22 protein-coding genes are annotated in these 23,004 nt (G+C 37.9%); 2 read left to right on the top strand and 20 right to left on the bottom strand.

The annotated features are described in order from the left end of the window. The 20 genes from neuC to A3K86_RS13155 form a co-directional block, all read right to left on the bottom strand. Complete coding sequence (neuC, locus tag A3K86_RS13250; RefSeq protein ID WP_068331755.1) at positions 1–1,161, bottom strand: UDP-N-acetylglucosamine 2-epimerase; 1,161 nt, start codon at positions 1,159–1,161, stop codon at positions 1–3. Between the two features lie 98 nt (positions 1,162–1,259). Continuing rightward, complete coding sequence (locus A3K86_RS13245; protein ID WP_068332569.1) at positions 1,260–2,426, bottom strand: LegC family aminotransferase; 1,167 nt, start codon at positions 2,424–2,426, stop codon at positions 1,260–1,262. Positions 2,427–2,437: 11 nt separating this feature from the next. Then, entirely contained in the window at positions 2,438–3,619 is a 1,182-nt protein-coding gene (locus A3K86_RS13240) for a UDP-N-acetylglucosamine 4,6-dehydratase (RefSeq protein ID WP_068331746.1), read from the bottom strand. A 118-nt stretch (positions 3,620–3,737) separates the two neighbouring features. Then, complete coding sequence (gene wecA / locus A3K86_RS13235; protein WP_068331744.1) at positions 3,738–4,787, bottom strand: UDP-N-acetylglucosamine--undecaprenyl-phosphate N-acetylglucosaminephosphotransferase; 1,050 nt, start codon at positions 4,785–4,787, stop codon at positions 3,738–3,740. A gap of 61 nt (positions 4,788–4,848) precedes the next feature. Further along, complete coding sequence (locus A3K86_RS13230) at positions 4,849–6,015, bottom strand: nucleotide sugar dehydrogenase (protein WP_068331738.1); 1,167 nt, start codon at positions 6,013–6,015, stop codon at positions 4,849–4,851. 26 nt (positions 6,016–6,041) lie between these two features. After that, positions 6,042–6,785 (bottom strand): glycosyltransferase, encoded by a 744-nt coding sequence (locus A3K86_RS13225; RefSeq protein WP_068331736.1) that lies wholly within the window; start codon positions 6,783–6,785, stop codon positions 6,042–6,044. Beyond that, entirely contained in the window at positions 6,782–7,606 is an 825-nt protein-coding gene (locus tag A3K86_RS13220) for a glycosyltransferase family protein (protein ID WP_068331733.1), read from the bottom strand. Before A3K86_RS13220 ends, A3K86_RS13225 begins: the two co-directional genes overlap by 4 nt. Continuing rightward, positions 7,575–8,576 carry an EpsG family protein gene (locus A3K86_RS13215; RefSeq protein ID WP_232322004.1) on the bottom strand — a complete coding sequence of 334 codons (1,002 nt, stop codon included), beginning with the start codon at positions 8,574–8,576 and terminating at the stop codon, positions 7,575–7,577. The genes A3K86_RS13220 and A3K86_RS13215 overlap by 32 nt, the downstream gene beginning before the upstream one ends. 85 nt (positions 8,577–8,661) lie before the next feature. Next, the gene (locus tag A3K86_RS13210; protein WP_084406602.1) at positions 8,662–9,432 is read right to left on the bottom strand and encodes a glycosyltransferase domain-containing protein; all 771 of its coding nucleotides are present in this window, start codon (positions 9,430–9,432) and stop codon (positions 8,662–8,664) included. A 5-nt stretch (positions 9,433–9,437) separates the two neighbouring features. Next, positions 9,438–10,430, bottom strand: coding sequence for an ATP-grasp domain-containing protein (locus A3K86_RS13205; protein WP_068331724.1), 993 nt, complete (start codon positions 10,428–10,430; stop codon positions 9,438–9,440). A gap of 1 nt (position 10,431) precedes the next feature. After that, positions 10,432–11,490, bottom strand: a complete 1,059-nt coding sequence (locus A3K86_RS13200) for an NAD/NADP octopine/nopaline dehydrogenase family protein (RefSeq protein ID WP_068331721.1) — start codon at positions 11,488–11,490, stop codon at positions 10,432–10,434. A gap of 2 nt (positions 11,491–11,492) precedes the next feature. Beyond that, the gene (locus tag A3K86_RS13195; RefSeq protein WP_068331714.1) at positions 11,493–12,605 is read right to left on the bottom strand and encodes a glycosyltransferase family 4 protein; all 1,113 of its coding nucleotides are present in this window, start codon (positions 12,603–12,605) and stop codon (positions 11,493–11,495) included. Continuing rightward, positions 12,595–13,827: an oligosaccharide flippase family protein gene (locus tag A3K86_RS13190; protein WP_068331712.1), complete on the bottom strand. Its 1,233-nt coding sequence runs from the start codon at positions 13,825–13,827 to the stop codon at positions 12,595–12,597. Before A3K86_RS13190 ends, A3K86_RS13195 begins: the two co-directional genes overlap by 11 nt. Then, complete coding sequence (rfbC, locus tag A3K86_RS13185) at positions 13,824–14,369, bottom strand: dTDP-4-dehydrorhamnose 3,5-epimerase (RefSeq protein WP_068331709.1); 546 nt, start codon at positions 14,367–14,369, stop codon at positions 13,824–13,826. Before rfbC ends, A3K86_RS13190 begins: the two co-directional genes overlap by 4 nt. A 4-nt stretch (positions 14,370–14,373) precedes the next feature. Further along, positions 14,374–15,255 (bottom strand): dTDP-4-dehydrorhamnose reductase, encoded by an 882-nt coding sequence (gene rfbD, locus A3K86_RS13180; RefSeq protein WP_068331706.1) that lies wholly within the window; start codon positions 15,253–15,255, stop codon positions 14,374–14,376. Next, complete coding sequence (rfbA, locus tag A3K86_RS13175; RefSeq protein WP_068331704.1) at positions 15,256–16,149, bottom strand: glucose-1-phosphate thymidylyltransferase RfbA; 894 nt, start codon at positions 16,147–16,149, stop codon at positions 15,256–15,258. Further along, on the bottom strand, positions 16,149–17,246 hold the full coding sequence (gene rfbB, locus A3K86_RS13170; RefSeq protein WP_068331702.1) for a dTDP-glucose 4,6-dehydratase: 1,098 nt from the start codon (positions 17,244–17,246) through the stop codon (positions 16,149–16,151). The genes rfbA and rfbB overlap by 1 nt, the downstream gene beginning before the upstream one ends. A gap of 270 nt (positions 17,247–17,516) precedes the next feature. Further along, positions 17,517–19,685 carry a polysaccharide biosynthesis tyrosine autokinase gene (locus A3K86_RS13165; protein ID WP_068331699.1) on the bottom strand — a complete coding sequence of 723 codons (2,169 nt, stop codon included), beginning with the start codon at positions 19,683–19,685 and terminating at the stop codon, positions 17,517–17,519. A gap of 62 nt (positions 19,686–19,747) precedes the next feature. Beyond that, complete coding sequence (locus A3K86_RS13160) at positions 19,748–20,176, bottom strand: arsenate reductase/protein-tyrosine-phosphatase family protein (RefSeq protein ID WP_068331696.1); 429 nt, start codon at positions 20,174–20,176, stop codon at positions 19,748–19,750. After that, positions 20,176–21,336 carry a polysaccharide export protein gene (locus A3K86_RS13155; protein WP_068331692.1) on the bottom strand — a complete coding sequence of 387 codons (1,161 nt, stop codon included), beginning with the start codon at positions 21,334–21,336 and terminating at the stop codon, positions 20,176–20,178. The genes A3K86_RS13160 and A3K86_RS13155 overlap by 1 nt, the downstream gene beginning before the upstream one ends. 551 nt (positions 21,337–21,887) lie before the next feature. Between A3K86_RS13155 and A3K86_RS13150 the strand changes: the two genes are divergently transcribed. Further along, positions 21,888–22,184 (top strand): hypothetical protein, encoded by a 297-nt coding sequence (locus tag A3K86_RS13150; RefSeq protein ID WP_068331688.1) that lies wholly within the window; start codon positions 21,888–21,890, stop codon positions 22,182–22,184. 101 nt (positions 22,185–22,285) lie between these two features. After that, positions 22,286–23,002 carry a YjbF family lipoprotein gene (locus A3K86_RS13145; protein WP_068331684.1) on the top strand — a complete coding sequence of 239 codons (717 nt, stop codon included), beginning with the start codon at positions 22,286–22,288 and terminating at the stop codon, positions 23,000–23,002. Positions 23,003–23,004: the final 2 nt, after the last annotated feature.

Below are 23,004 nucleotides of genomic sequence, written 5' to 3'. Positions count from 1 at the left end.
TCAACTCAGGGGTGGCAAATCGTAAAATGTCTTTACTTCATTTAACGGCAGCGTTTGCAAAAGCTGAACAATTTGCCCACTGGCATTACCTTGACCATAAGGATTTTGCACTTTTTCATCATTCTGTTTGTAATCTTGCGAAATCGCGGCATCAATGGCTTGCGTTATCGCGTTTTGATTCGGCTCACAATGGATCACGCTAGTAGCGGCAATACGCCCTTGCTGGCGTGCGCCAATGTCTACAGTACCCACATCAAACGAAGGAACTTCAATGATCCCACTGGAAGAGTTACCAATCACAGCCGCAGCATGTTTCACCGCGCTTAAATAGCGTTGCTGACCTAATGATGGAATAGACGATACTCGTTCAGGTTGCGAAGCCGCATACGCTTCAAGCAAAGGAATGATCTGCCTACCGCCATCATCGGCATTAGGATAAGTCAGGATCACTTGATGTTCAGGATAGGAATCAAGCGCAGCAAGTAAAGCTTGAAAGGTTTCGACTGCCGGCTCTTGCGCCAATGTCACGGGATGGTATGTCACCAGCAGATAAGGCTGATTTAATGGAAATGAAAGAGATTCACTCAGTTCAGGTAATGACAACAACTGACTGCGTTGCAAATGGTCTAAACCCACAGCCCCAACATTAAAAACACGTTCAGGCGCTTCGCCAAGCTGGATAACACGCTGACGATACGCTTCCATGGATGTGCAGTGGTACAAACTCAGCTTAGAAATCGCATGGCGGATAGCATCATCGTAAGCACCTTCGCTGATTTCTCCACCGTGTAAATGAATAACAGGAATACGTAAAATCATTGCCGTTTGTGCGGCAGCTAGCGCTTCAAAACGATCGCCAAGGATCACCAGAGCATCAGAAGCCATACGTGAGAGCGCATCGGTAAAACCAATCACCCCAAGCCCTATACTTTTGGCTACGCCCGCAGCAGAGTCTGACGAGAGTAAGGTTTCCACCTTCTCATCAATAACGAAGCCATCTTGCTCTATTTGCTGATAGGTAAAGCCAAACTCAGGAGAAAAGTGCGCACCAGAAACCAACAATTGCAGATTAAGGTCATCTGCTGCTTGAATGTCTTTCATCAACCAATACAACAAACCGTATTCGGCTCGAGTACCAGTAAACACTGCGATCTTACGCATTCGCCTTACCTGCTATTCGTTATTTACTCAGTAAATGTGTACTGTGCATTGTAACAAAGCAATAGATAAGGCGAACAATAATATGAGCTTGGTGTCGATTAAATCGACATCAGAACAGGAGAGGAAGGAAGATTCACTAATCTCGCAGCATACCATTCAGAGTTGGTCAATTCGCCACGTAAGCAGTGTTGATACATTGGCAAAGTATGCATCAATTGCCAAACCGGACGTGTCATGACACCCGCTTGGTTAGTTTGCGCTAACAATTGGTCACGCGCTTGCAGATCCGGACACACGATCGCATTTAGCCAGTAATTAGACTGTGCATATTCTGGCTCTTGTACAAAGCAATGTTCCCTAAAATTAACATCTGATTCAAAAAACGACAGGTACTGCATAGCGAGTTCTCGTTTCTTAACAAGATAGTTAGGTAACTGCTCTAACTGAGCACACCCTAAGGCGGCATTGAGGTTCGGCATACGATAGTTAAAGCCCGCTTCATCATGATAAAACTCATAAGGATGTGCGACTTTTGCTGTCGTGGTGAGGTGCTTTAAGTGCTCGCCAGCTTGTTGGTCACGGCACAACACCATACCACCGCCACCCGTCGTAATAATCTTATTACCATTGAAGCTCAGCGCACCAAAACCACCCAAAGTGCCTGTATGCTGATCTTTATAATACGAGCCTAAACTTTCTGCGGCATCTTCAACTAATACCAAGTGCCATTGCTGACAAACCGCCAGCAATTCGTCCAATTGTGCCGGGTGACCAAATGTATGCATGGGTAAAATGGCACGGATCACTTGATTTGTCGCCCGAAGCACACACTGACCATCATCGCTAACAAACGCATGCTCCGCTAAATACTCAGCCAGTGCTTGTGGACACAACGAAAAACTGAAACGATTAATATCAACAAACAGCGGCTCTGCGCCCATGTGAAATAGCGTATTACAAGTGGCAACAAAGGTCAGCGCTTGGGTGATCACGATATCCCCTTGCCTCACCCCCGCTTGATAGAGCGCTGCATGCAACGCCGCCGTACCATTGACTGTCGCAACCGCTTTACCACTATTAGTGAAACGAGCAATATCTTGCTCAAACTGATCGACATAACGACCAACACTTGAGACAAAAGTGCTGTCTAATGTATCAGCGACATAAGCTTGCTCATTACCGTGAAATTGAGGTGCATGAAGCGGGATAAAATCATGAGTTTGATAGGTATCACGCACAAACTCAATCAGGGTTTTAGTTTCAATCGTCACGGGTATCACATCTTACTATCTAAATACTTACCAGTTTCTTTATGACCAAAATCCGGCAACATAGTGAAAAACAAATCCACAATTTGTTCTTTGGTCCAAGCTCGATTAGCTTTCATCTCACCTATCTTATCAGTGAAATGTTCAAGCAAGGCTTCATCATAAAGCGGCTCATTTTTAATGATGCCTAAATTTTCAAATCGCGCCATATCAAGCAGCTCTTGATCGGTGAAGAACTCTTCAAAATCTTTCTCCCCCGTCGTATCGCTTGATGTAAACAAACAAGGCCATTTACCTTGAGCCGGTAAGGTTGCAGCCAATTCACGCGCTTGATCTTCTGACTGACACAAAAATGCCTCATAACCACGCTCAGCAAGGTACTTCACCGCAATATCAGCAAATGAGATGAGATGAAGCGATTCACTTAGCTTAGGGAAGAAGATGTCTCGGTTTTCACCAAAAATGCACGACATTAAACACAGCTCACCCGATTCCTGAGGGGTCACAAAATAACGAGTGATATCGTTGGGCGCAACGATGGGTTGTTGCTTCAGCAAACGTTGATTAAAACCATGTAACAAAGAGCCATCAGAGAACGCCACATTGGCAAAGCGAGCAGTAGAAATGGCAATATCTTTACTACGGCGCATCAAGAACATTTCCATAATGCGTTTAGAGGCTCCCATCATGTTAACAGGGTTCGCCGCTTTATCTGTCGATACACAAAAGTACTTTTTCGCACCTAACTCAATCGCTTGCTGCACCGTCTTATCTGTGTTGAACACGTTAACATCAATCATGCGCATCAAGGTAAACGGGTCTTTCTCGCTACGGACATGTTTAAGGGCAGATAAGTTCAATACGTAATCATAACCCTGTGATTGTTTCATCAAAGCATCGAACTCTACTGAACCTATATCCAATGCAAACGTCTGAAAATCACCATTGATATAACCAAAAGAACTACGAATATCTCGAACTAGCTCAACAAGGTTATTCTCACTTAAATCAACCACATGAAGCGCTTGTGGTTGGCGTTTGAAAATCTCTTTTACAACCGCCTGACCGATAGAACCCGCCCCGCCAAGTACCAAAAAGCGCGATCGAGAAACCTCAGCGGCAAGTGCCTGCTGATGAGAAAATATATCTTGAGAAAACAAAGGGGACAAGCGTCCAATGAGGGAGAGCATAATGATAAGACCCAATTAAGCTAGAGAAGGGTATTCTAGCTTAATTGGGTTAGTAGGAGGGCAAATAATTACAGCTATTAATTTATTTATACAAACGAAAGCTCGTTAGCTTAACTGCCTACAAGTTCGCTTTTTTTCTCAAAAACGCTGTAATTCGCCAAACATAGGAAAGCAACACTGAGTACACACAGAAGCATGCAATAAATGCCCAGAACATGATGTACTCCGCAACATCATACACTTCGCCAAAAATACCGACTGCCGAATACATAATAGCAATGCAACAGATGGCAATTAAGGTTTGCGTTGAATTTAAGCCAAGACGTTGGAAGATGTGGTGTAAATGCTCACGATCAGGCTTAAATGGCGAATCACCTCGACGAATACGACGGATCATAATCGCAGCCATATCCATCAAAGGCACAGCGATAAACCACAAAGCAGTTACAGGGCGAAGCGGCGGTTTTGTACCATTTTGGCTAGCAACTAACAGCATCCAAATGACAGTAAAGCCAATTAGCATGCTGCCAGCATCCCCCATGAAGACTTTTTTCTTCTTACCAAAAAAACCAAGGTTAAGCAGAATATAAGGCACAATAGCTACAATAATAATGATACAAAAGTAAGCCAAATCCGGTTGACCATCAATCGTCAGCATCATGCCAAGAGCGCCGAAAGTTACAATGGATAAACCACCAAGCAGCCCATCAATACCATCAACCATATTGAACGCATTGATTGCGCCGATAACAGCAAAGACAGTAATAACATAGCCTAGCGGGCCTAGATCCAGGTTACCAGCACCAAATAGATTTCCAAGCGAGTGTAGTTCTAAACCAGCATAGTAAATCATTGCGATTGACAAGCCACCTTGAATCACAAGACGTAACTTAAAACTCACATCATATTTATCGTCTAGAGCACCAACAAAAGTCAGAACACAGATACAAAACATATACAACTGAGAATGAAGTAACACCTCTTCGTTGTAATACAAAAACTGAGCGAGTGTAATACAAATTGCTAAACCACCTACTAGCGGAATAGCGCCGTTATGAAGCTTCCTTTCATTAGGTTTATCAACTAAACCAACCGTTTTTGCGAACTTACGTAAAAGAAAAAGCGCGGTAAACGAAGAGAAAAAAACAAAAAATAAATCGATAGCCATAAAAATATTGTCTAATAAAAGCAGGTGTTATCGCACCTGCTCAGCCAACCAAGTAGATTATTTAATCAGAACCAAATAGATCGCGAGTGTACACCTTATCCGCTACATCAGCCAACTCTTCAGCCATACGATTGGAAACAATAACATCACAACTTTCTTTAAACTCAGCTAAATCTTTGACGACTTTTGAGTTAAAAAACTCATTTTCCATAAGTACAGGTTCGTATACAACAACCTCGATACCCTTCGCCTTAATGCGTTTCATAATCCCTTGAATTGAAGATGCTCGGAAATTATCAGACCCAGATTTCATAATTAAGCGATAAACACCTACACGTTTAGGGCTTCTCTTGATAATACTATCAGCAATAAAATCTTTGCGAGTTGTATTTGCATCAACAATCGCTCCAATAATACTGTTCGGAACATCAGCATAGTTGGCACGAAGTTGTTTAGTATCTTTTGGTAAACAATAACCACCATAGCCAAAAGACGGGTTGTTGTAATGACTACCGATACGAGGGTCTAAACCAACACCTTCAATAATTTGACGAGCATTCAAACCATGTGATTCAGCGTATGAGTCCAATTCATTAAAATACGCTACACGCATTGCTAAATAAGTGTTTGAGAATAGCTTAACAGCTTCTGCTTCTGTTGAATCGGTAAAAAGAACTTCGATATCCTTTTTATCCGCCCCTTCAACTAACAAGTTAGCAAAGACCTCAGCACGTTCACTACGTTCGCCAACAATTATACGAGATGGGTTTAGGTTATCGTAAAGAGCTCTGCCTTCACGAAGAAACTCTGGTGAGAAAATAATATTATCACACCCAAGCTCTTTCTTAATACGTGCAGTATAACCAACAGGAACTGTTGACTTAACAACCATAACAGCATCAGGGTTAATAAGCATAACGTCTTTAATTACATCTTCGACAGAAGATGTATTAAAGTAATTAGTATTAACATCATAATCCGTTGGCGTTGCAATAACTACATAATCAGCATCTTTATAGGCAACATCTTTATCAAGAGTTGCGGTGAAACTCAATGATTTATTAGCTAAAAAATCTTCAATTTCGACATCTACAATAGGGGATTTGTTACAATTTAACAAATCAACTTTTTCTTTAATAATATCAAGCGCAATGACATCATGATGCTGTGCCAGCAGCATCGCATTTGACAAGCCTACATAGCCTGTTCCAGCAATAGTAATATTCATATTAATCTAACCAATGGTCATAAGTTTTACAATACTTTACGATAAAACCTAACATAAAAGTAATACAATAAATTAATTCTGTATAATAATTTATTCCAGAGTGGCCTAGTACTTCTTTTTGAAGAAGTTGTAACAGCGAGTTCATGCCGCCGATACATTACTAGTGGTTTGAAAAGGAATGAAACAGTATAAAACTTTGACGCTACCAAACCTATCCATGTATCATGCCCTATAAAAGAGTTTGGTAAAGGTAATGCAGTCTCTAATACTTCTTTTCTAAAAGCCATACAACACCCATGAAAAGAACTTTTATATATAGTACGGTAGAAATTGAAGCTAGGCCTAATTATGTCGAAATAGGACTCACTTGGATTTTTATCTAAATCATCAAAAATCAAACAGTTTGAAACAACAAGATCGGCTTTTTTAAGAGCTTCAATATTAGCTCTTACTTTCCCATCAAGCCAGATATCATCCTGATCAGATAGAAAAATTATATCTCCAGAAGCATGCTCCAATGCATTAGAAAAATTCCTGTTGACATAATATACATTATTATAAATTAATGCTCTTTTTTCTTTGTCGTTGTTATTAAAATATACTTTTACTCGTGAATCATTAAAACCATGAATAATATCAATCGTTCTATCTGTTGAATTATCATCAGAAATGATAACTTCATCATAAGGACCAATTTGATCCAAAATGGAATTTAACTGTTCAAAAATGTATTTTTCACCATTGAAAGTTGCTAAGCAAACACTAATCACTTTAAGCTCCAAAATTCAGACAGCAAAATCTTCACGAAAGAAGTATTTCTTGTTCTATACATTAAGGATAAACAACGTAACAACGTAGTGACACCATACTCGAAATACTCTTTCAAACTTTTTTTTTCACACAGTCTTGCACATTGGCAATACAGTTTAAATCTTTGCTTTAATATCTCAGTATCACTTGAATCATTAGAAAAATCCTGTTCTAAAATATGATTAACAACATAAAACTCGTCGACCTTTTGGGATAAGCGTTCTATAAACTGAAAATCACTAAAATCTAGAAACACTTTTTCATTGTACCCTGATACTGAATCGAATGTTTGAAGATCTACAAGGATACCACTATTTATTGGTGCATACTTCGCAAGTGACAAACGTCTGGACAATAAATTTCGAACAGGTAAACCACGTTTAAACACAATGCGACATGGTGAACAAGGGGCGCCTTTAGCAGTTTTTAATTGCGGTGCGAAAATTTTTATATCAGGATTTCTAATATGAGCTCTTTGATAAGCACTAATAAGCTTGTCATCCAATTTTGTATCTTGGTCTAGAATTAACAACCAATCGTAATTATTTTCAATCGCGTATTTAGCTGCAACATTATAAGCCTTACTAACTCCTGGGTTTGAAGGATCATGATAATAGTTGACTTTATCATGCAACTTGGAATTACTTAGCGCTGCATTTAAATCAGGAGTATTGTCATAAACAAAAACTTCACGAAAAAAGCTGTTTCCAACAAGAAATTCAACAGCCTGAGATTCAATAACTTTTGTTTTATAAAGTACCACTATAGGTAAAATATTCATACGGTTTTAAAACTTCTTGAACATAAATAAAGTTAACAAATGATAATAATGCTATTAATACAGGAATTAAAACAGATAAAGATTTGGGACGAAAAAGATACAAAAGCAAAGGTATTAAATATATTTCAGTCACTGCAAAAAATTCAGATATTCTAAAACCCAATATTGGTGTAGATGAAAGTAGAAGCTTTGATATAATAGATAAATAAAAAACTCTAATGGCTATAGGCGAGACACGAGATATCTCTTGCAATCTATCGGAAAAAAATAGAGCTAGGAAGCAAACACTACTATAGACAAAAAACTGTATATTAAGAACATTGATGACTCTCTCAACTCCATCACTAAAATAGTGCTGAACTTTAATTTGTACAAAATCAATCGGAACATACGACAGCCAAGATAGACCTAATGAAGATAAGTTAAACACTACTAGGATTAATGAACCCAGATATATAGCAGTATATATAATCAGTTCTTTTGGGGTTATCTTATTTTCCCGGTACAAGAAAATAACCAATCCTAGTAATGCTGACATATGAAAAAGAGATGCCAGAGCAACTAACAAAAAAGAACGGAATCTGTTATTATTTGCAAATTCAATCAAAGCAATTAAAAAAAAGCCAGATGCAACTCCAATTCTAATTTGTGTCATTTCATGTAAGAACAAATAACCACAAGAATAAACAAGAAATGCGGTGCAAAACAATACACTACTTCCTGATGAATATCTATAAATAGCAATCAACTTTAAAGTACAACCTATTGCTCCGTAGACAATAAAAATTGCTATTGGATTAAGTGAAAACATATTAACCAGATTTGAGATAATCTTAAATGAATATTCAACATTATAATCTAGTGCATTTGTTAAATATGAATGTATGTTTAAGTAATTTTGATAATCTCGGTCGATATTACCTCTAAAACAAACTAGTGTATAAATATAAAAAATCAACACTAACAACATAGGTTTAATTATCAATTTCGTTCTAGCATTGATATCAAGTGATAAAAAAACCAACATCGAAAAAAAAACTGGAATAACAATATAATTAACCATAATTAATAAATTTATCTAACTTTGAAAATAAAGCTGCACGATTAATAATTTTATTAAGCATTCTTTTATGCGAGGTTTTCTTTGAGTGTGTTTTATAATGAAAAGTTTTATTTACAAACCGAGCATCGTGTTCTCCAAGAGACTTGATGCGCTCATTATTAGACCAGAAAGCATAAACCAAAGATAATTGATCTCGTCTTACACCATTCTTAAAATGAGAAAACCAACATTCCATAATCAAATATAATTTTGGACAATGCTCTCTTATAAGAATATTAGCTTCAAAAAAGTTTGTATCAATATATCCTTCTTTATAGTAATGCTTTACTTGCTTATTAATACGGTAGAAATTATCAAACCCCTCATTCTTCAAGACATTAGCTTCTTCATATAAAGACTTTCTCACCGGGTGTTCATATGCTAAAAAAAACTCGGTAGAAGATTCTAACTCTGAGTAAAGATAGGAGACATCATTTTTTACTATTATGTTTGCATCAATGTAAATTGAAGAATCATAGTCATCGAACAGTAATTGTGGCAGGATTTTGTATTTCCGGTTATATTCTAAACTGCTCTCGCCATTCTCTCTTGGGATTTTCATTAAACGCCAACCATCAGGAACAAAAATATCATCATCAGACACAACAATATAATCAACTCCAACAGCTTTGTTAGCTATAGGCTCTAGCTCATCATAACCACCAGAAAGAACCGTATATAACACTCTCTTCATAACTCTAATATGGGTACCTTTAGTACCCATTCTACTTATTTTGAATTTAATAACTTAACAAAATGCTCAACCCTTAGATTAGCACACCCATTTTGACAGAAAAACCCTTCTTCCAACTCATAATCATCGCCTGTTTTAACAAAACGGCATGGTTTATCGTTAATATACATTTGCGAAGGATTATATGAGCCAAAAATACTCTGAAGCTCATTCACATAGTACTCGCCATTTTTAGTTTCGAATATATCAACAGCCATTGAGTGAAATTTCCCATCGTCACAAATTTGTGACACCATATCTAATAACTTTTTAGGCGGTTGTGCCCAACCATCTAAATTATTACCACTAGCTAACCCGTTTGAACCAAGTAGCTTTTTATAACCGAAAAGCGAATCTCCTATTTTAATGATTCGCCACTCCCATAACATTTCAATCCACTCTTGAAAAAGAGCATACTGTCTTTGTGATTGGCCTATAAGAGGAACAGGAACAACAAAACGCTTCGACAATGGTGACTTGCCTAAAACTAAGTTATTATTAAAATAACCAAAGACACTATTAATAAAAGCTTTAGCTTCACGTTTATTTTTTAAAACCGAAACACCCGCTGATGATGCACCAATATTACTCTTTGTGATAATTGGGTAACTTGTTTCGTTTATAAAAGAAAGAGCCTGTGATTTTTTGAAAAACACATTTGTCTTCGCATGAGGATAACCATACAAATCAAGCCAAGAGTACATATTGCGTTTATTTTCATAAATGAATAGTTCATCAAAGCTAGGATATATGTCTTTACCCATTATTTTATTCAAAAAATAAAGGCGCTCGTCATACAAGCTCTTTCTTTCTTGTATTACACAAGGCGGACGAGCCAAAAATCCATCACAATCACTATTTTTGACTAAATCCAACCAATTTGTATCAATAAAGTTAATTGTTGTATAATCAACATTAAGTTCTTTACATGCGTTGATATAATTATTTTCATCATCAGGATTAAAACCAATTAAAATCCCTAACTTCATATTACCGACCTACAAGTTCATTTAATGAATAAATATTAAAACTATCTAACGTTCTTCCACAATCTCTGAAGTCTACCCCAAGAAGTGAACCCGCAATATTGATAAGTGATGTTGCTATAGGTGTTTCTACACTTGCATAACTAGCAAGGCTCTCAAGTAAAACCAACCCCATAGGAACATCTTCATAAATATATCTTGTGTTTACGCTATCAGGTCCCTTAGGCCCCCCTTCCATCGCATAAGACTTAAACACATCCATAGCATTTTGCTCTAAGTCTCTTTCATTCCTAAACTTACATTCTTCAACATAAGGTGACCCTACGCCTTTAAAATATGAAATAACACGATTTTTTTCACTATCTAATTGCTCGATCAAATTCCAAATAGCGGGTGTAAATGCCTCTTTATACATCCAGAACTCACCACTCGAATATTCAATACGAGAAGCTGACATAATTGCACCAATCGTATGTACAACTAAATTAGGGTTATGTAGTGCAGACTCGACTATGTTTGATCTTACTTTACAATATGTTGGAACCAGACTTTGACAAAAAGATAAAGCCTTGTCAGCATCACATTGTCTTAATACACCTATTGCGTTCCTAACATTTTGAAATAAAACTCTAACGCGGCCCGGTTCAATAATTCTCGCATCATAAGGAGTAGACTCACCCTCAATAACAGTAACACTTTCTGCTTTAGAGAAGTATAAACTCCCTAAATAACCAGGAATCACAAAAATATATTTTGTACTAGGTGATAGATTATCAAGGATTAACTTAGACAACTTCTCGTGCTGTAGCGTTTGTGTCATTAAAACTACGGCATCAACATCACTTAAACCTAATCCTAAGTCACGAGTTACAAGGTTTAACTTAGAAAAACCAACTTCATTATTATATTCATAATAAATTCCTTGCTGTTCTAATACTGCGTTAAAGTTTTCATCATGAAGTGAGTTAGATGTTTTAATCAAGTTAACATCATGACCTTGACGCGTAAACATACTAGCATGTGCACAACCAGCGTTGCCAGCTCCAACTATAGCAATTTTCATTTTTATTCTCCATCTTTATATAGCGCTGAATATTCCGAAACCATTTTTTCGACTCTAAATTTTTCAGTATAGATATCAAAGGCATTCTGCCCAAGCCTATCTCTTAACGTTTGATTATCAATTAATTCAAACATTGCCTCTTTCAAACCAGACACATCGTTACTTTTAAAAATCAAGCCGGTATTACGATCTAGTATAACTTCCGGAATTCCTTCTACATCGCTACCTATACATGGTATTTTAAAAAAGCCAGCTTCGACAAAAACTAGACCAAAAGCCTCCCACTTAGAAGGTTGACAGATAATATCAATTGAGGATAAAAATTTACTCTTGTCTTCAATCCAACCAACCATCTCTATATTTTCATTCAAATTGTATTTGCTAATTAAACTCTCACATTGAGATTTCAACTCGCCATCACCAGCTAATATAAAGTTAACTTTTGATAAATCCAGTTTATTCTCAAGTTTCAAAAGCTTAATTGCTTCGATAAATAAGAGTGGGTTTTTTTGCTCATCAAGTCGAGCCATGAAAGCAACATTTATGATGCTTTTCTTTTCTTTTTTAACTTGCAACTTTGAAAAGTCAACACCATTGTAAATAACTACATTTTTAAAAACAGGATAATATTTTCTGTAGTTCTGATTTACAAGAACATTAATATCGCCAAAAATACAAGAAACAAATTCTATTACATAATAGAATATTCGCTTAGAGTAAGTCATATGCTCATGGAAGGAAACCCCATGCACAGTATGTATTACTTTATTTATTCCAGATATTTTCGCTGCAATTCTTGCCACTACCCCTGGCTTTGTTGAATTCGTATGTACAATATCAAACCTCATCTGTTTGAAGATTTTTCTTAACTCCCAAAAAGCTTTTATATCATAACGGCTAATTTCTCTTTTTAGACTTTCAACCTGAATGATTTTCACATTATTTGCTTCAAATCTATCAACAAAGATCGAACTATTTGAATCTAGCTTTCCACAAATAAGATACTTATCGAATTTTTCATCAGGCAAGCCAGACAATATATCTAAAGATACCTGCTGTACACCAGAAAGCTTAGGTATAACTTGAACATGTGCAACTTTTAATTTATTTGCCACGAGATAACTCAGCCTTATTATTTATAATTTTGAAGTAAGCCCATAAGTAATATATAGAAAAAAGCATTCTTGCGATCGTAAGACCAAATGCACCACCTATCAATTCGTATTTTGCTATTAATACAGCACTTATCACTGCCGAAGATAATGATACCTGTAGTGATATTTTTCTATAAATTGAGTCATACCCTTTGGGCAATAAAAAGCCTTCACCAAATGAGCTAGCTATTGCTAAAAAAAACATACCTACAAGTAAAACATTTAGATAAGGGTTAATAGAAAACTCAGGGCCTAAAAAAACACCTAGCAGCTCATCTCCAAAAAAAAATAAAAAAGAAACTATTGGAGTTGAAATACACAGATTAACTAGTAACAATATTGGGACATGACTCCCTTCGCTTCTTGCTAAAGATGGGAATACTGACTTAGATATAATACCTTGAATAACAGATATTATTCCACAAATTCTTGTCCCAACAGCGAATAATGCAAACTGGCTAGAGTTATATAAGCTACCCATAATAATTACAGGTAATGCATTATATAAATTAGGGGCAAGTAACCCTACAAACACATTAAATCCAGAGTGCAATCTATAACTGATGTTACGGAAAGAAAACAATCGCCCCCCATATTCTCCAATTACATATCGGGATAATAACCCACCAGCAATCAGTATCGGATACGTGCTACCAAACAACACCAAATTAATATCTTCAGGGGATTCTACAAAGAGGACGATAATAAGTAAATTTGAAATTCTAGCAGCAAAAGTGACAAGCATCAGCACTTTCGTTTTACCAACAGCCTGATAAAACCAAGAAGTCATCATTATATAGCCAATTATATAAGGTATACCGAACACAATCAGATTATAAAACTGGCTAAACTCAAGAAATAAATAAGCATATGAGATCGAGATAGTAGAATAAAATATCCCTATAAGCCATCGCACACCTTGCAACTCTTCAAAGCTATTTACTATATCTACTCGTTTTGATAAGCCTGCAACTTCTCTAACACCTACGTATTGAATACCATAATCAATTAAAGTTTGTCCGAAAAACAATATTGATATAAATAATAAATATTGCCCATACACATCAGCACCTAAAGCCCGAGTTAATATTGGCATAGTCACAATTGGAATTAACAGACCTAAAAAATCAATTACTGAAAAACTAATTATATTGCTTAGTATCTCTTTTTTTATACGTCTCATAGATATATTGCTTTATCAAAAGCAGAACCAGTCCGATCTTTATCTGATAAAATTACATCACCAGATAATGGCCAATTTATCGATAGTTTGTCATCATCCCAAATTATAGACTCTTCTGCTCTTGGGTTATAATAATCCGTGCACTTATATACAAACTCAGCTTCTTCACTTGTAACATAAAAACCGTGAGCAAAGCCTTCCGGTACCCATAACTGACGTTTATTTTCAGCCGATAAATATTCCCCCACCCACATACCAAAAGTCGGAGATCCTTTTCGAATATCAACGGCAACATCAAACACTTCACCAGAAACAACTCGAACTAATTTACCTTGTGTGTTTTCGGTTTGATAATGCAGACCACGTAGGATACCTTTCTTTGACTTAGAATGATTATCTTGTACGAATTGTGTCGGTTTACCCGTTACCAATTCTTCAAATCGCTTTTGACTCCAGGTTTCCAGAAAAAAACCACGCTCATCGCCAAAAACATTAGGTTCAATTATCTTCACATCAGGAATGTGAGTCTCTATTACTTTCATTTTATTATCCTGTATACGCTTTAATATTTTCTAATGCGGCTTTCCAATCACTCGCTTCAACAGAAAACGTCTGTGTGATTTTATCAGTGCTTAACCGTGAATTATTTGGGCGTTTCGCTGGTGTTGGGTATTGCTCAGTCGTAATGCTATATAAACTTGGTTTTTTAACGATAATGCCTTGCTCAACAGCAACGTCAAATATCGTGTCCGCAAACTCAAACCAACTTACATGTGGTAATCCTGAAAAATGATAAACACCGTACTCAATCCCTTCACCTTGATTGATACGTTGCGCTATATTTATCAGGGTACTCGCAATATCCGCTGCATAAGTTGGACCACCAAATTGATCACCAACAATACTTAGTGCATCGCGTTCTGCGCCTAAACGCAACATAGTTTTGACAAAATTATTTCCGTTTTCACCAAACACCCAAGCAGTACGTAGTATAATGTGCTTTTCACATGCAGATGCAACTGCACGTTCACCTGCTAATTTGCTTTCACCATAAACCCCTTGTGGATTAGTGATGTCAGTTTCGGTATATTCGCCTTCTTTGTTGCCTTCAAAGACATAATCCGTTGAGATATGCAACATCGCTGCGTTAACACTTTGTGCCGCATGTGCTAAGAATTTGGGTCCATTACAATTAATGGCATGAGATAGTTCAACTTCCTCTTCAGCTTTATCGACAGCAGTATGGGCGGCAGCATTTATAATAATTGTTGGTTGAAATTCAGTAACTGTCGCCTGTACAGCTTTTTGACTAGTGATATCAAGGTGCTCTTTATCTAGCGCTAGCACACTTACATTTTCATTTTTTGCTAATTGTTCAGTAAGATAATACCCAACTTGACCATAACAACCGGTTACTAATATGCGCATTTAATTCACAGCCTTTTTCTGATTATCATTTACTAACCGGGTTAAATATTGCCCGTATTCATTTTTCATCATAGGCTCAGCTATCGTTAGCACTTGCTCGTCATTTAACCAGGCATTGCGCCATGCAATTTCTTCTAAACACGCTACTTTTAAGCCTTGTACGTTCTCAATAGTTTGTACAAATGAAGATGCCTCATGTAAGCTTTCATGCGTGCCTGTATCTAGCCACGCAAAACCACGGCCTAATAGTTCAACATTCAGTGAACCATCATTTAAATACATTTCATTTAGTGTGGTGATTTCAAGCTCACCGCGGTGAGATGGTTTAACTTGCTTGGCCATTTCAACAACACGGTTGTCGTAAAAATATAGCCCAGTAACTGCATAGTTTGATTTAGGGTTCTCAGGCTTTTCTTCAATAGATACAGCTTTCATGTCTTTATCAAATTCAACCACACCAAAACGTTCAGGGTCTTTCACTTGATAACCAAACACAGTTGCTAAGCCTTGCGAAGTTAGCTCACCTGCATGTTTAAGCTGCTCACTAAAAGATTGACCGTAGTAGATGTTGTCGCCAAGAACTAAGCACACACTATCCTCACCGATAAAATCCTCACCAATAATGAAAGCCTGAGCAAGTCCATCAGGGCTAGGTTGGACTGCATACTCAAGGTTAATACCAAAATCAGATCCATCACCTAACAGACGCTTAAAACCAGCGTTATCCTCAGGAGTTGTGATAATTAAAATATCTTTAATGCCTGCAAGCATTAATGTTGATATTGGATAAAACACCATAGGCTTATCGTAAATAGGCAGTAGCTGCTTTGATACACCACGCGTTAACGGGTATAGACGTGTACCTGACCCACCAGCTAAAACAATCCCTTTCATTACTTACTTTCCTCAATTTTTTCTGAATCGAGACCTAAGCGCTCGCGTTGATAACTCCCATCTTGAACATGTTTGCACCACTCTCTGTTGTCCAGGTACCATTGAACCGTTTTCTTCAACCCGGTTTCAAAAGTCTCTTCTGGTGCCCAATCTAGCTCACGTTGCATCTTACTTGAGTCAATCGAATAGCGTCTGTCATGACCTGGTCGATCTTGCACGTAAGTTATTTGCTGTGAATACGCCGTTTCTTTGGGCACTAACGTATCTAAAATTAAGCAAATAGTTTGCACTACTTCGAGGTTTTGCTTCTCGTTGTGGCCTCCGATATTGTAGGTCTCGCCGACCTTACCTTCGGTTACTACTTTGTACAGTGCGCGAGCGTGATCTTCTACAAACAGCCAATCACGGATCTGATCGCCTTTACCGTAAATCGGAAGATCTTTGCCTTCAAGAGCGTTAAGGATGACTAGTGGGATCAGTTTTTCAGGGAAATGGTAAGGGCCATAGTTGTTAGAACAGTTGGTAACTATTGTTGGTAAACCATAGGTTCTTAACCATGCGCGTACTAAATGGTCACTTGATGCTTTTGACGCAGAATATGGGCTCGATGGCTCATACGAAGTAGTCTCCAAAAACATCGGTAACTCTGTACCTTCAAGTACTTCATCAGGATGTAGTAAATCACCATACACCTCATCGGTTGAGATGTGGTGGAAACGAAACGCTTGCTTCGCAGTGTCATCTAACTGGTCCCAATAATTGCGCGTCGCTTCAAGTAAGGTGTACGTACCTACAATATTGGTTTCAATAAACGCCGCTGGCCCCGTAATAGAACGGTCCACATGACTTTCTGCCGCCAAATGCATGACCGCATCAGGTTGATGCTGAGCAAAAACACGATCAAGCGCAGCTCGGTCACAAATGTTGACTTGCTCAAATGCATAACGTTCACTTGTTTCTACAGAGATAAGTGACTCTAAGTTACCTGCATATGTAAGGCAATCCACATTAACAACACTGTCTCTTGTATTCTCAATAATATGACGCACGACAGCTGAGCCGATAAAACCTGCGCCTCCAGTAACTAGAATTTTCACTATTTTAGCCTACTTTGAAATAATACTTTCCATAATACAAAAACATATTTTGCAATGGAGGGTTTTTTATTTGTCATTTAATGAATGATGCCTCTCAGTCTATTTATTTAAACTGAAGAGGATTTGTTTGATTTTGATACAAAATATCACAACACCATCATCAAATCTCTTTTTTACTTACTTAAGAGGAAAAGCCTCCAATATATTTCACAAGGTCAAAAGATAAGTGCATGTAGGCTCCTATCTTTTATTATGACTCATCGATTCACGTTATTTTTTTGACTCATAACTATAATTATAGTAACCATAGTTACCGCCATAATAACTACTTGCCTTACGTACAACAGCATTCAAGATAAAACCTTTAACTTCAATACCATTTTGTTCAAAGCGCTGCTTAGTAACTGCTATTTCTTTTGCTGTATTTTGCCCAAAACGCCCGACAAGTAATGTTGTACCAGCATGAGCACCAACAATTGCAGGATCTGTTACTGCAAGAATCGGTGGCGTATCGACAATAACAATATCGTAATTTTCTGATGCCCAGTTCATTAACTCTTTAAAGCGAGGATGCATCAATAATTCAGATGGATTCGGTGGCACACTACCGCGGTTAATAAAGCTAAGATTTTCAACTCCTGGATTCTTAATTAGATTTTCAATCGAAGTTTGACCAGAAAGAAAATCAGACAAACCAACTTTATTCTCAACTGATAATTGCTGCTCCATTCGACCTTTACGCATATCGGCATCAATTACTAATACTTTTTGTCCTGCTTTAGCAACAACTGCCGCCATATTCGAAGATACGAATGATTTACCGATACCAGGACTCGGACCTGAAATCATTAAGATATTATTTTTCGCTTCCATCATCGCAAAATGCAAACTAGTACGTAAACTACGCAAGGCTTCAATGGATAAATCAGCGGGATTAGAAACCGCAAGTAACGTTTGTTCTACAGGCAATACCGTTTTCTTATTACCACGTTTCTTTTCAATCTCTATTTGCCAATCAGACATAGGTACACTTGCATATACAGGCAGACCTAAAGCTTCTATATCATCAGGGTTTTCCACACCACGATGGAAAGCGGCACGTAATAAAGCAATCGCGACAGCTAACATACCACCAAGTAAAGTTGCTAATACAACAATCAAAGACTTTTTAGGTTTTACCGCTTTGGTGTATGACTGTGCTGAATCCAAGATCCGTACATTACCAACAGTGCTCGCTTTAACAATATTCAGCTCTTGAACTTTATTTAGTAGCTGTACATAGATTTGTTGGTTAACCTCAACATCACGAGTCATTCGCAGAATTTCACGCTGCGTCTTAGGTAACTTTTGAACTTGGCGGTTCAACCGTTCACGTTCACCTAATAAAGTTTGACGCTTTTCAAGTAAGGCACTGTATGCAGGGTGCTCTTTCGTAAAGCGCTGTGAAATTTCACTTTCTTTAAATGTTAGTTCATTTAGCTGTGCTTCAAGCTTTACCATTACATCAAGTGTTGATTTTGCTTCAAGGCCTAAATCAATGGATTCGTTTTCTTGACGGTAACGATTCAACTTATCTTCAGCTGAAACCAACTCAGTTTTAATATCAGGTAAATGCTTACGTAAAAAGTCTAAACTATTCTCAGCCTCAGCAGAGTTTCGTTCAACATTTTGCAAGAAGTAATTTTGGCTAACATCATTAAGAATACTCTCAATTTTTCTACGACTTTCACCTGTAAGTGATAACTGTAAAATACCAGTTTGTTTTCCGCGTTCAGTTACTGATAAATCTTGTTGTAAAGCTTGAATTGCATCCAAGCGTGAGCGTTTAAGTACCGAAAATTCACTTCCACTATTACCAACAAAATTTGATACAAATATTCTAATATCACTTTTTTGAGCTAATTCATTCACTTTACCAGTCAGAATTTCACGCTCTTCCATATCCAGTAATGAGTATGAACCTTTTTCTTCATTCATAACAACAAGCTTAAACGGTTTGCCCACGAAGTAATCAGGCACATCAAAGCGAGTGATTGAAAGAGATGTATTTGAATCAGAAAGTCGAGCCAAACCTTTACCTATAACAGGAATATATTTGGGCTCAACAACCGTCGTTAAATTTAACTTATCTACCGTTTTCCCTAAAACCATACGAGATTTAATAATCTCAATTTCAGTTGTAGCTGATGATTCTTGAGCAAAAAACTCTCCCATCTCACCTAAACCAGGCATACCGTTACTTTTGGTTTCAACTTGTAGTAAAGCATCCGCTTTATAAATAGGGGTTGCTAACAACGCGTAGCATACACCTGCAATAGTAAAGATCGCGGTAATCGCCACAATCATCCAACTGCGATCGACTAAAATACCAAACAACTTACCTAAATCAATTTCATCTGATTCAGTTTGCTTGGGTGGTAAATTTTGAGTAATGCTCATTCAAATTTCCAACAATGAGTATTTAATATTAAACGACAAGCACAACCAACTAACTAAGCTGTTTATAACTTCTTAGCCCAAGCCTGTGCCGCTTCATTGATTAATCGGTATGCATGATCAAAAGCCTCACGACTTTGACGATATGGATCTGGTATATCTTGCTGTCCAATCCATTGACCAAACAGCATAGTTTTTCCACGTACTTCTGGGGCAATATTTGCCACTGCATCAATATGTCCTTTTTCCATTACCAGAATAAGGTCAAAATCTCTACACAGTTCACTTGTTAGCTGCTGAGCGACATGCCCATCAAGGCTTAAATCATGCTCTTCAGCGACTTGACAAGCCATGTTATCAGCAGCCTTTCCTACCAAGGCGCCTACACCAGCAGAAGCAATTATTTTATTTGGTAACAATTTTTTTAAAATATATTCACCCGATGGCGAACGACAAATATTACCCACACAAACAACCAAAATCTTATTAAACATTACCACGTCCTCATTATATTTACGCCTTCAGTCAAGTTCTTAAACCCACTGATAGTTGGTAGTAACTGTTTAACGACACGGTTCCAACGAGAAATAGGGGCAGCTGTCACGTAAACAATATCGTAAGGCTGTAATTCAAATTCGGTACCAATCACAAGAGCAGCTGCATCTTTAATATTCAATTGGTAAATATCTGCAACAGCTTGTTGGATTGTATCTCCACCTTTCCCTGACTCTAATGACTTACTTAAGTTACTTCGAATAACAAAAATTCCGGTTGCATCCGCTTCAAGTTCATTAATACCGCCAACACCGCTCAGTGCTTCTGTGAGACTCATACCTGCACGGTCAATTTTCAGCAGTTTAGGCTCTTTTACTTCGCCCATCACGAATACTTTTTGTGCATCATTACGTGGTACATGCACAATATCGCCAGGCTCAAGCAAACGGTTTTGCATTAAGTCGCCACGTTGCATTAATGCATATAAAGACAACCGCTGCTCTTCACCATTTCGTGTTAGCGTAACATTTCGCCAATCTGCGTCAGAGTTTAAACCACCAGCACGATTAATGGCATCAAGAAGAGTAAGTGGCACATTGGTAATGGCTTGTTGACCCGGCTTACTAACTTCACCGGTTATATAAGTTTTTTGGGAGCGAAAAGCTGCCACATTAACATCTACTTGTGGCGCTTCAATAAACTTGGCTAAGCGTCTTGACATTTCATCTCGAACTTGGGTTACCGTTTTACCCTCGACTTTCACTAAACCAATGTAAGGGTAAAAAATAGTACCATCTGCATGTACCCAATTTCCCGACTCACTAGAACTACGATAAGAGCCCGCAGGAATTGTCAACTCAGGATGATCCCAAATTGTCACGTTAAGGATATCACCCGGACCTACTCGATATTGGTAACGATTCAGCTGTGCATCTAAGGCTGGGTTCGTTCTTGAGACAAAACGAGGCTTTCTTAACTCATTAACCAGCCCAGTAGTTAATGGATAGACATTTATATTTTGGTCAAATTGCGCCGTGTCTTGTTCATGGTTTTCAACCACATTCTTAGTATCCATACTAAGATGTGAGCCAGGCACAGCACAACCTGCTAGCAATGACGCCGCCACAGTCGTGACAAGTAACTTCTTCTTAACGTTCATGAGGGGTATTTTTATCTTTAGTTTAGTTTTAGCAGTGATAGCATAGCACCCTACTTGAATTCAGACACGCTACCGCCCTTGGGATATCAGCCCCCAATCTGCTATCGAAGTGGTTTTATTTGTATTTCAATTACCTTAGGTAAATACGGTCGTGCTGTTTTTCAACACGTTAGCGGATTAGGTACGAACCCGATCGCCTAACTATTGAGTATACAAGTTAGACAAATACTCTTACCCTTAAGCCCCATATATAGAGACCACCCAAGATAACTCGCATATTCTACGCAATCGAGCATTTAAATTAAAGATTGACTTTTTGCATTACAGCTAATTTCTCGACAATGTTCACAAATAGTAAAGCCAAAATAAATTTACACTGAGATCACCTATACCTGAAATGCTAATTTTATGCTTATAATTTCTGAGTTTGCTATATGCAGTTATTTGACCTGCGCATGCTACGCCATTGCTTAAAATCTGTTATCCACATATTATTACTTCGGATGTTCCTTAATCCAAACATAAATTAAGCTTAAATAAAGGATAAGCGAATGAAAACAAAAGCATTAGCGCTAATTGCCGCGCTTGCACTTTCTGGTGTAGCACAAGCTGCTACTGAAACTGCTGGTACTGCTGGAGCTTCTACAACAACTACGGCTTCAACAGCAGCAACAACAGGTACAGCTACTGGTACAGCAGCAGGTACTGCGGGCGCAGCTACAGCTGCAGTTGGCGGTGTAACAGCAACTACCGTCGCAGTAGGTGTCGCAGCAGCAGTGGCTGTTGTAGCTGTTGCTGACTCTGGTAGCAACAACTCAACAACATCAGTTTCAGCACCTCAAGCATAAGTTTTAGGCGCTTAATACCAACCACATCAATACATTTTACTTTGTGGTAATTGTAATGATGTGGTTTTTCTTAAAATCAGATAACCAAAAGTTGCGCCAGGATGCGAAGATCTCACTTCACAATCCCATTCAGTGGGTTTTTTTTATGCCTGACATTAATCTCAGGCTGTAGCCAAAAATTCCAAGATGTTAATGACACCGCCAAGCTCGCCTTATTAGGTGATGATGATACTGTCCTTTCAACTAGCAAAATTGAACAGCTCCCCTACGCAAGTATGTATGCTCGGATTGGTGATGGGCCGCAAGCTTTCATGGTATTGGCTTTTGCAGAACACAACTCAGTTCAAAATACACAACCTTCATCTCTAGAAATTTCACAAACCATACAATTAAAGTGGTTATCTGCGGACAAAGGCTTAATCGTCACTCAAGCCGGACGAATTATAAAAACAGCGTCACTTTCCGAAGGCAACTTGATCGCAATAAACAGTAAAACCACAGACCCTTTAGCTCTTGGGCTTCATAAATCCTCGACTCCTAAATACTGGACTCGTACTATTGATTGGCAACCAGGTTATCATTTTGGCTATACCCTGCGCTCCACATTTTCAAATGGTATTGAACAGATAGTTATGGTCAATCAAAAACCAACTAAGAGCTTGTATTATACTGAAAGTGTTAATGTTCCCAGCATTGAGCAAAGCTACCAGAATGAATTTTGGGTAGATCCGCAGACTGGTGCAGTTCTCAAAAGTCGTCAGAAGCTCGCCCCAAATCTTCCTGTGGTCGAGTTTTCAATATTGAAACCATTTTCTTAAGG

Source organism: Photobacterium jeanii, assembly GCF_001650345.1.
In the GTDB taxonomy this organism is placed as follows: domain Bacteria; phylum Pseudomonadota; class Gammaproteobacteria; order Enterobacterales; family Vibrionaceae; genus Photobacterium; species Photobacterium jeanii.
This window is presented reverse-complemented; position numbering and strand designations above follow the sequence as displayed.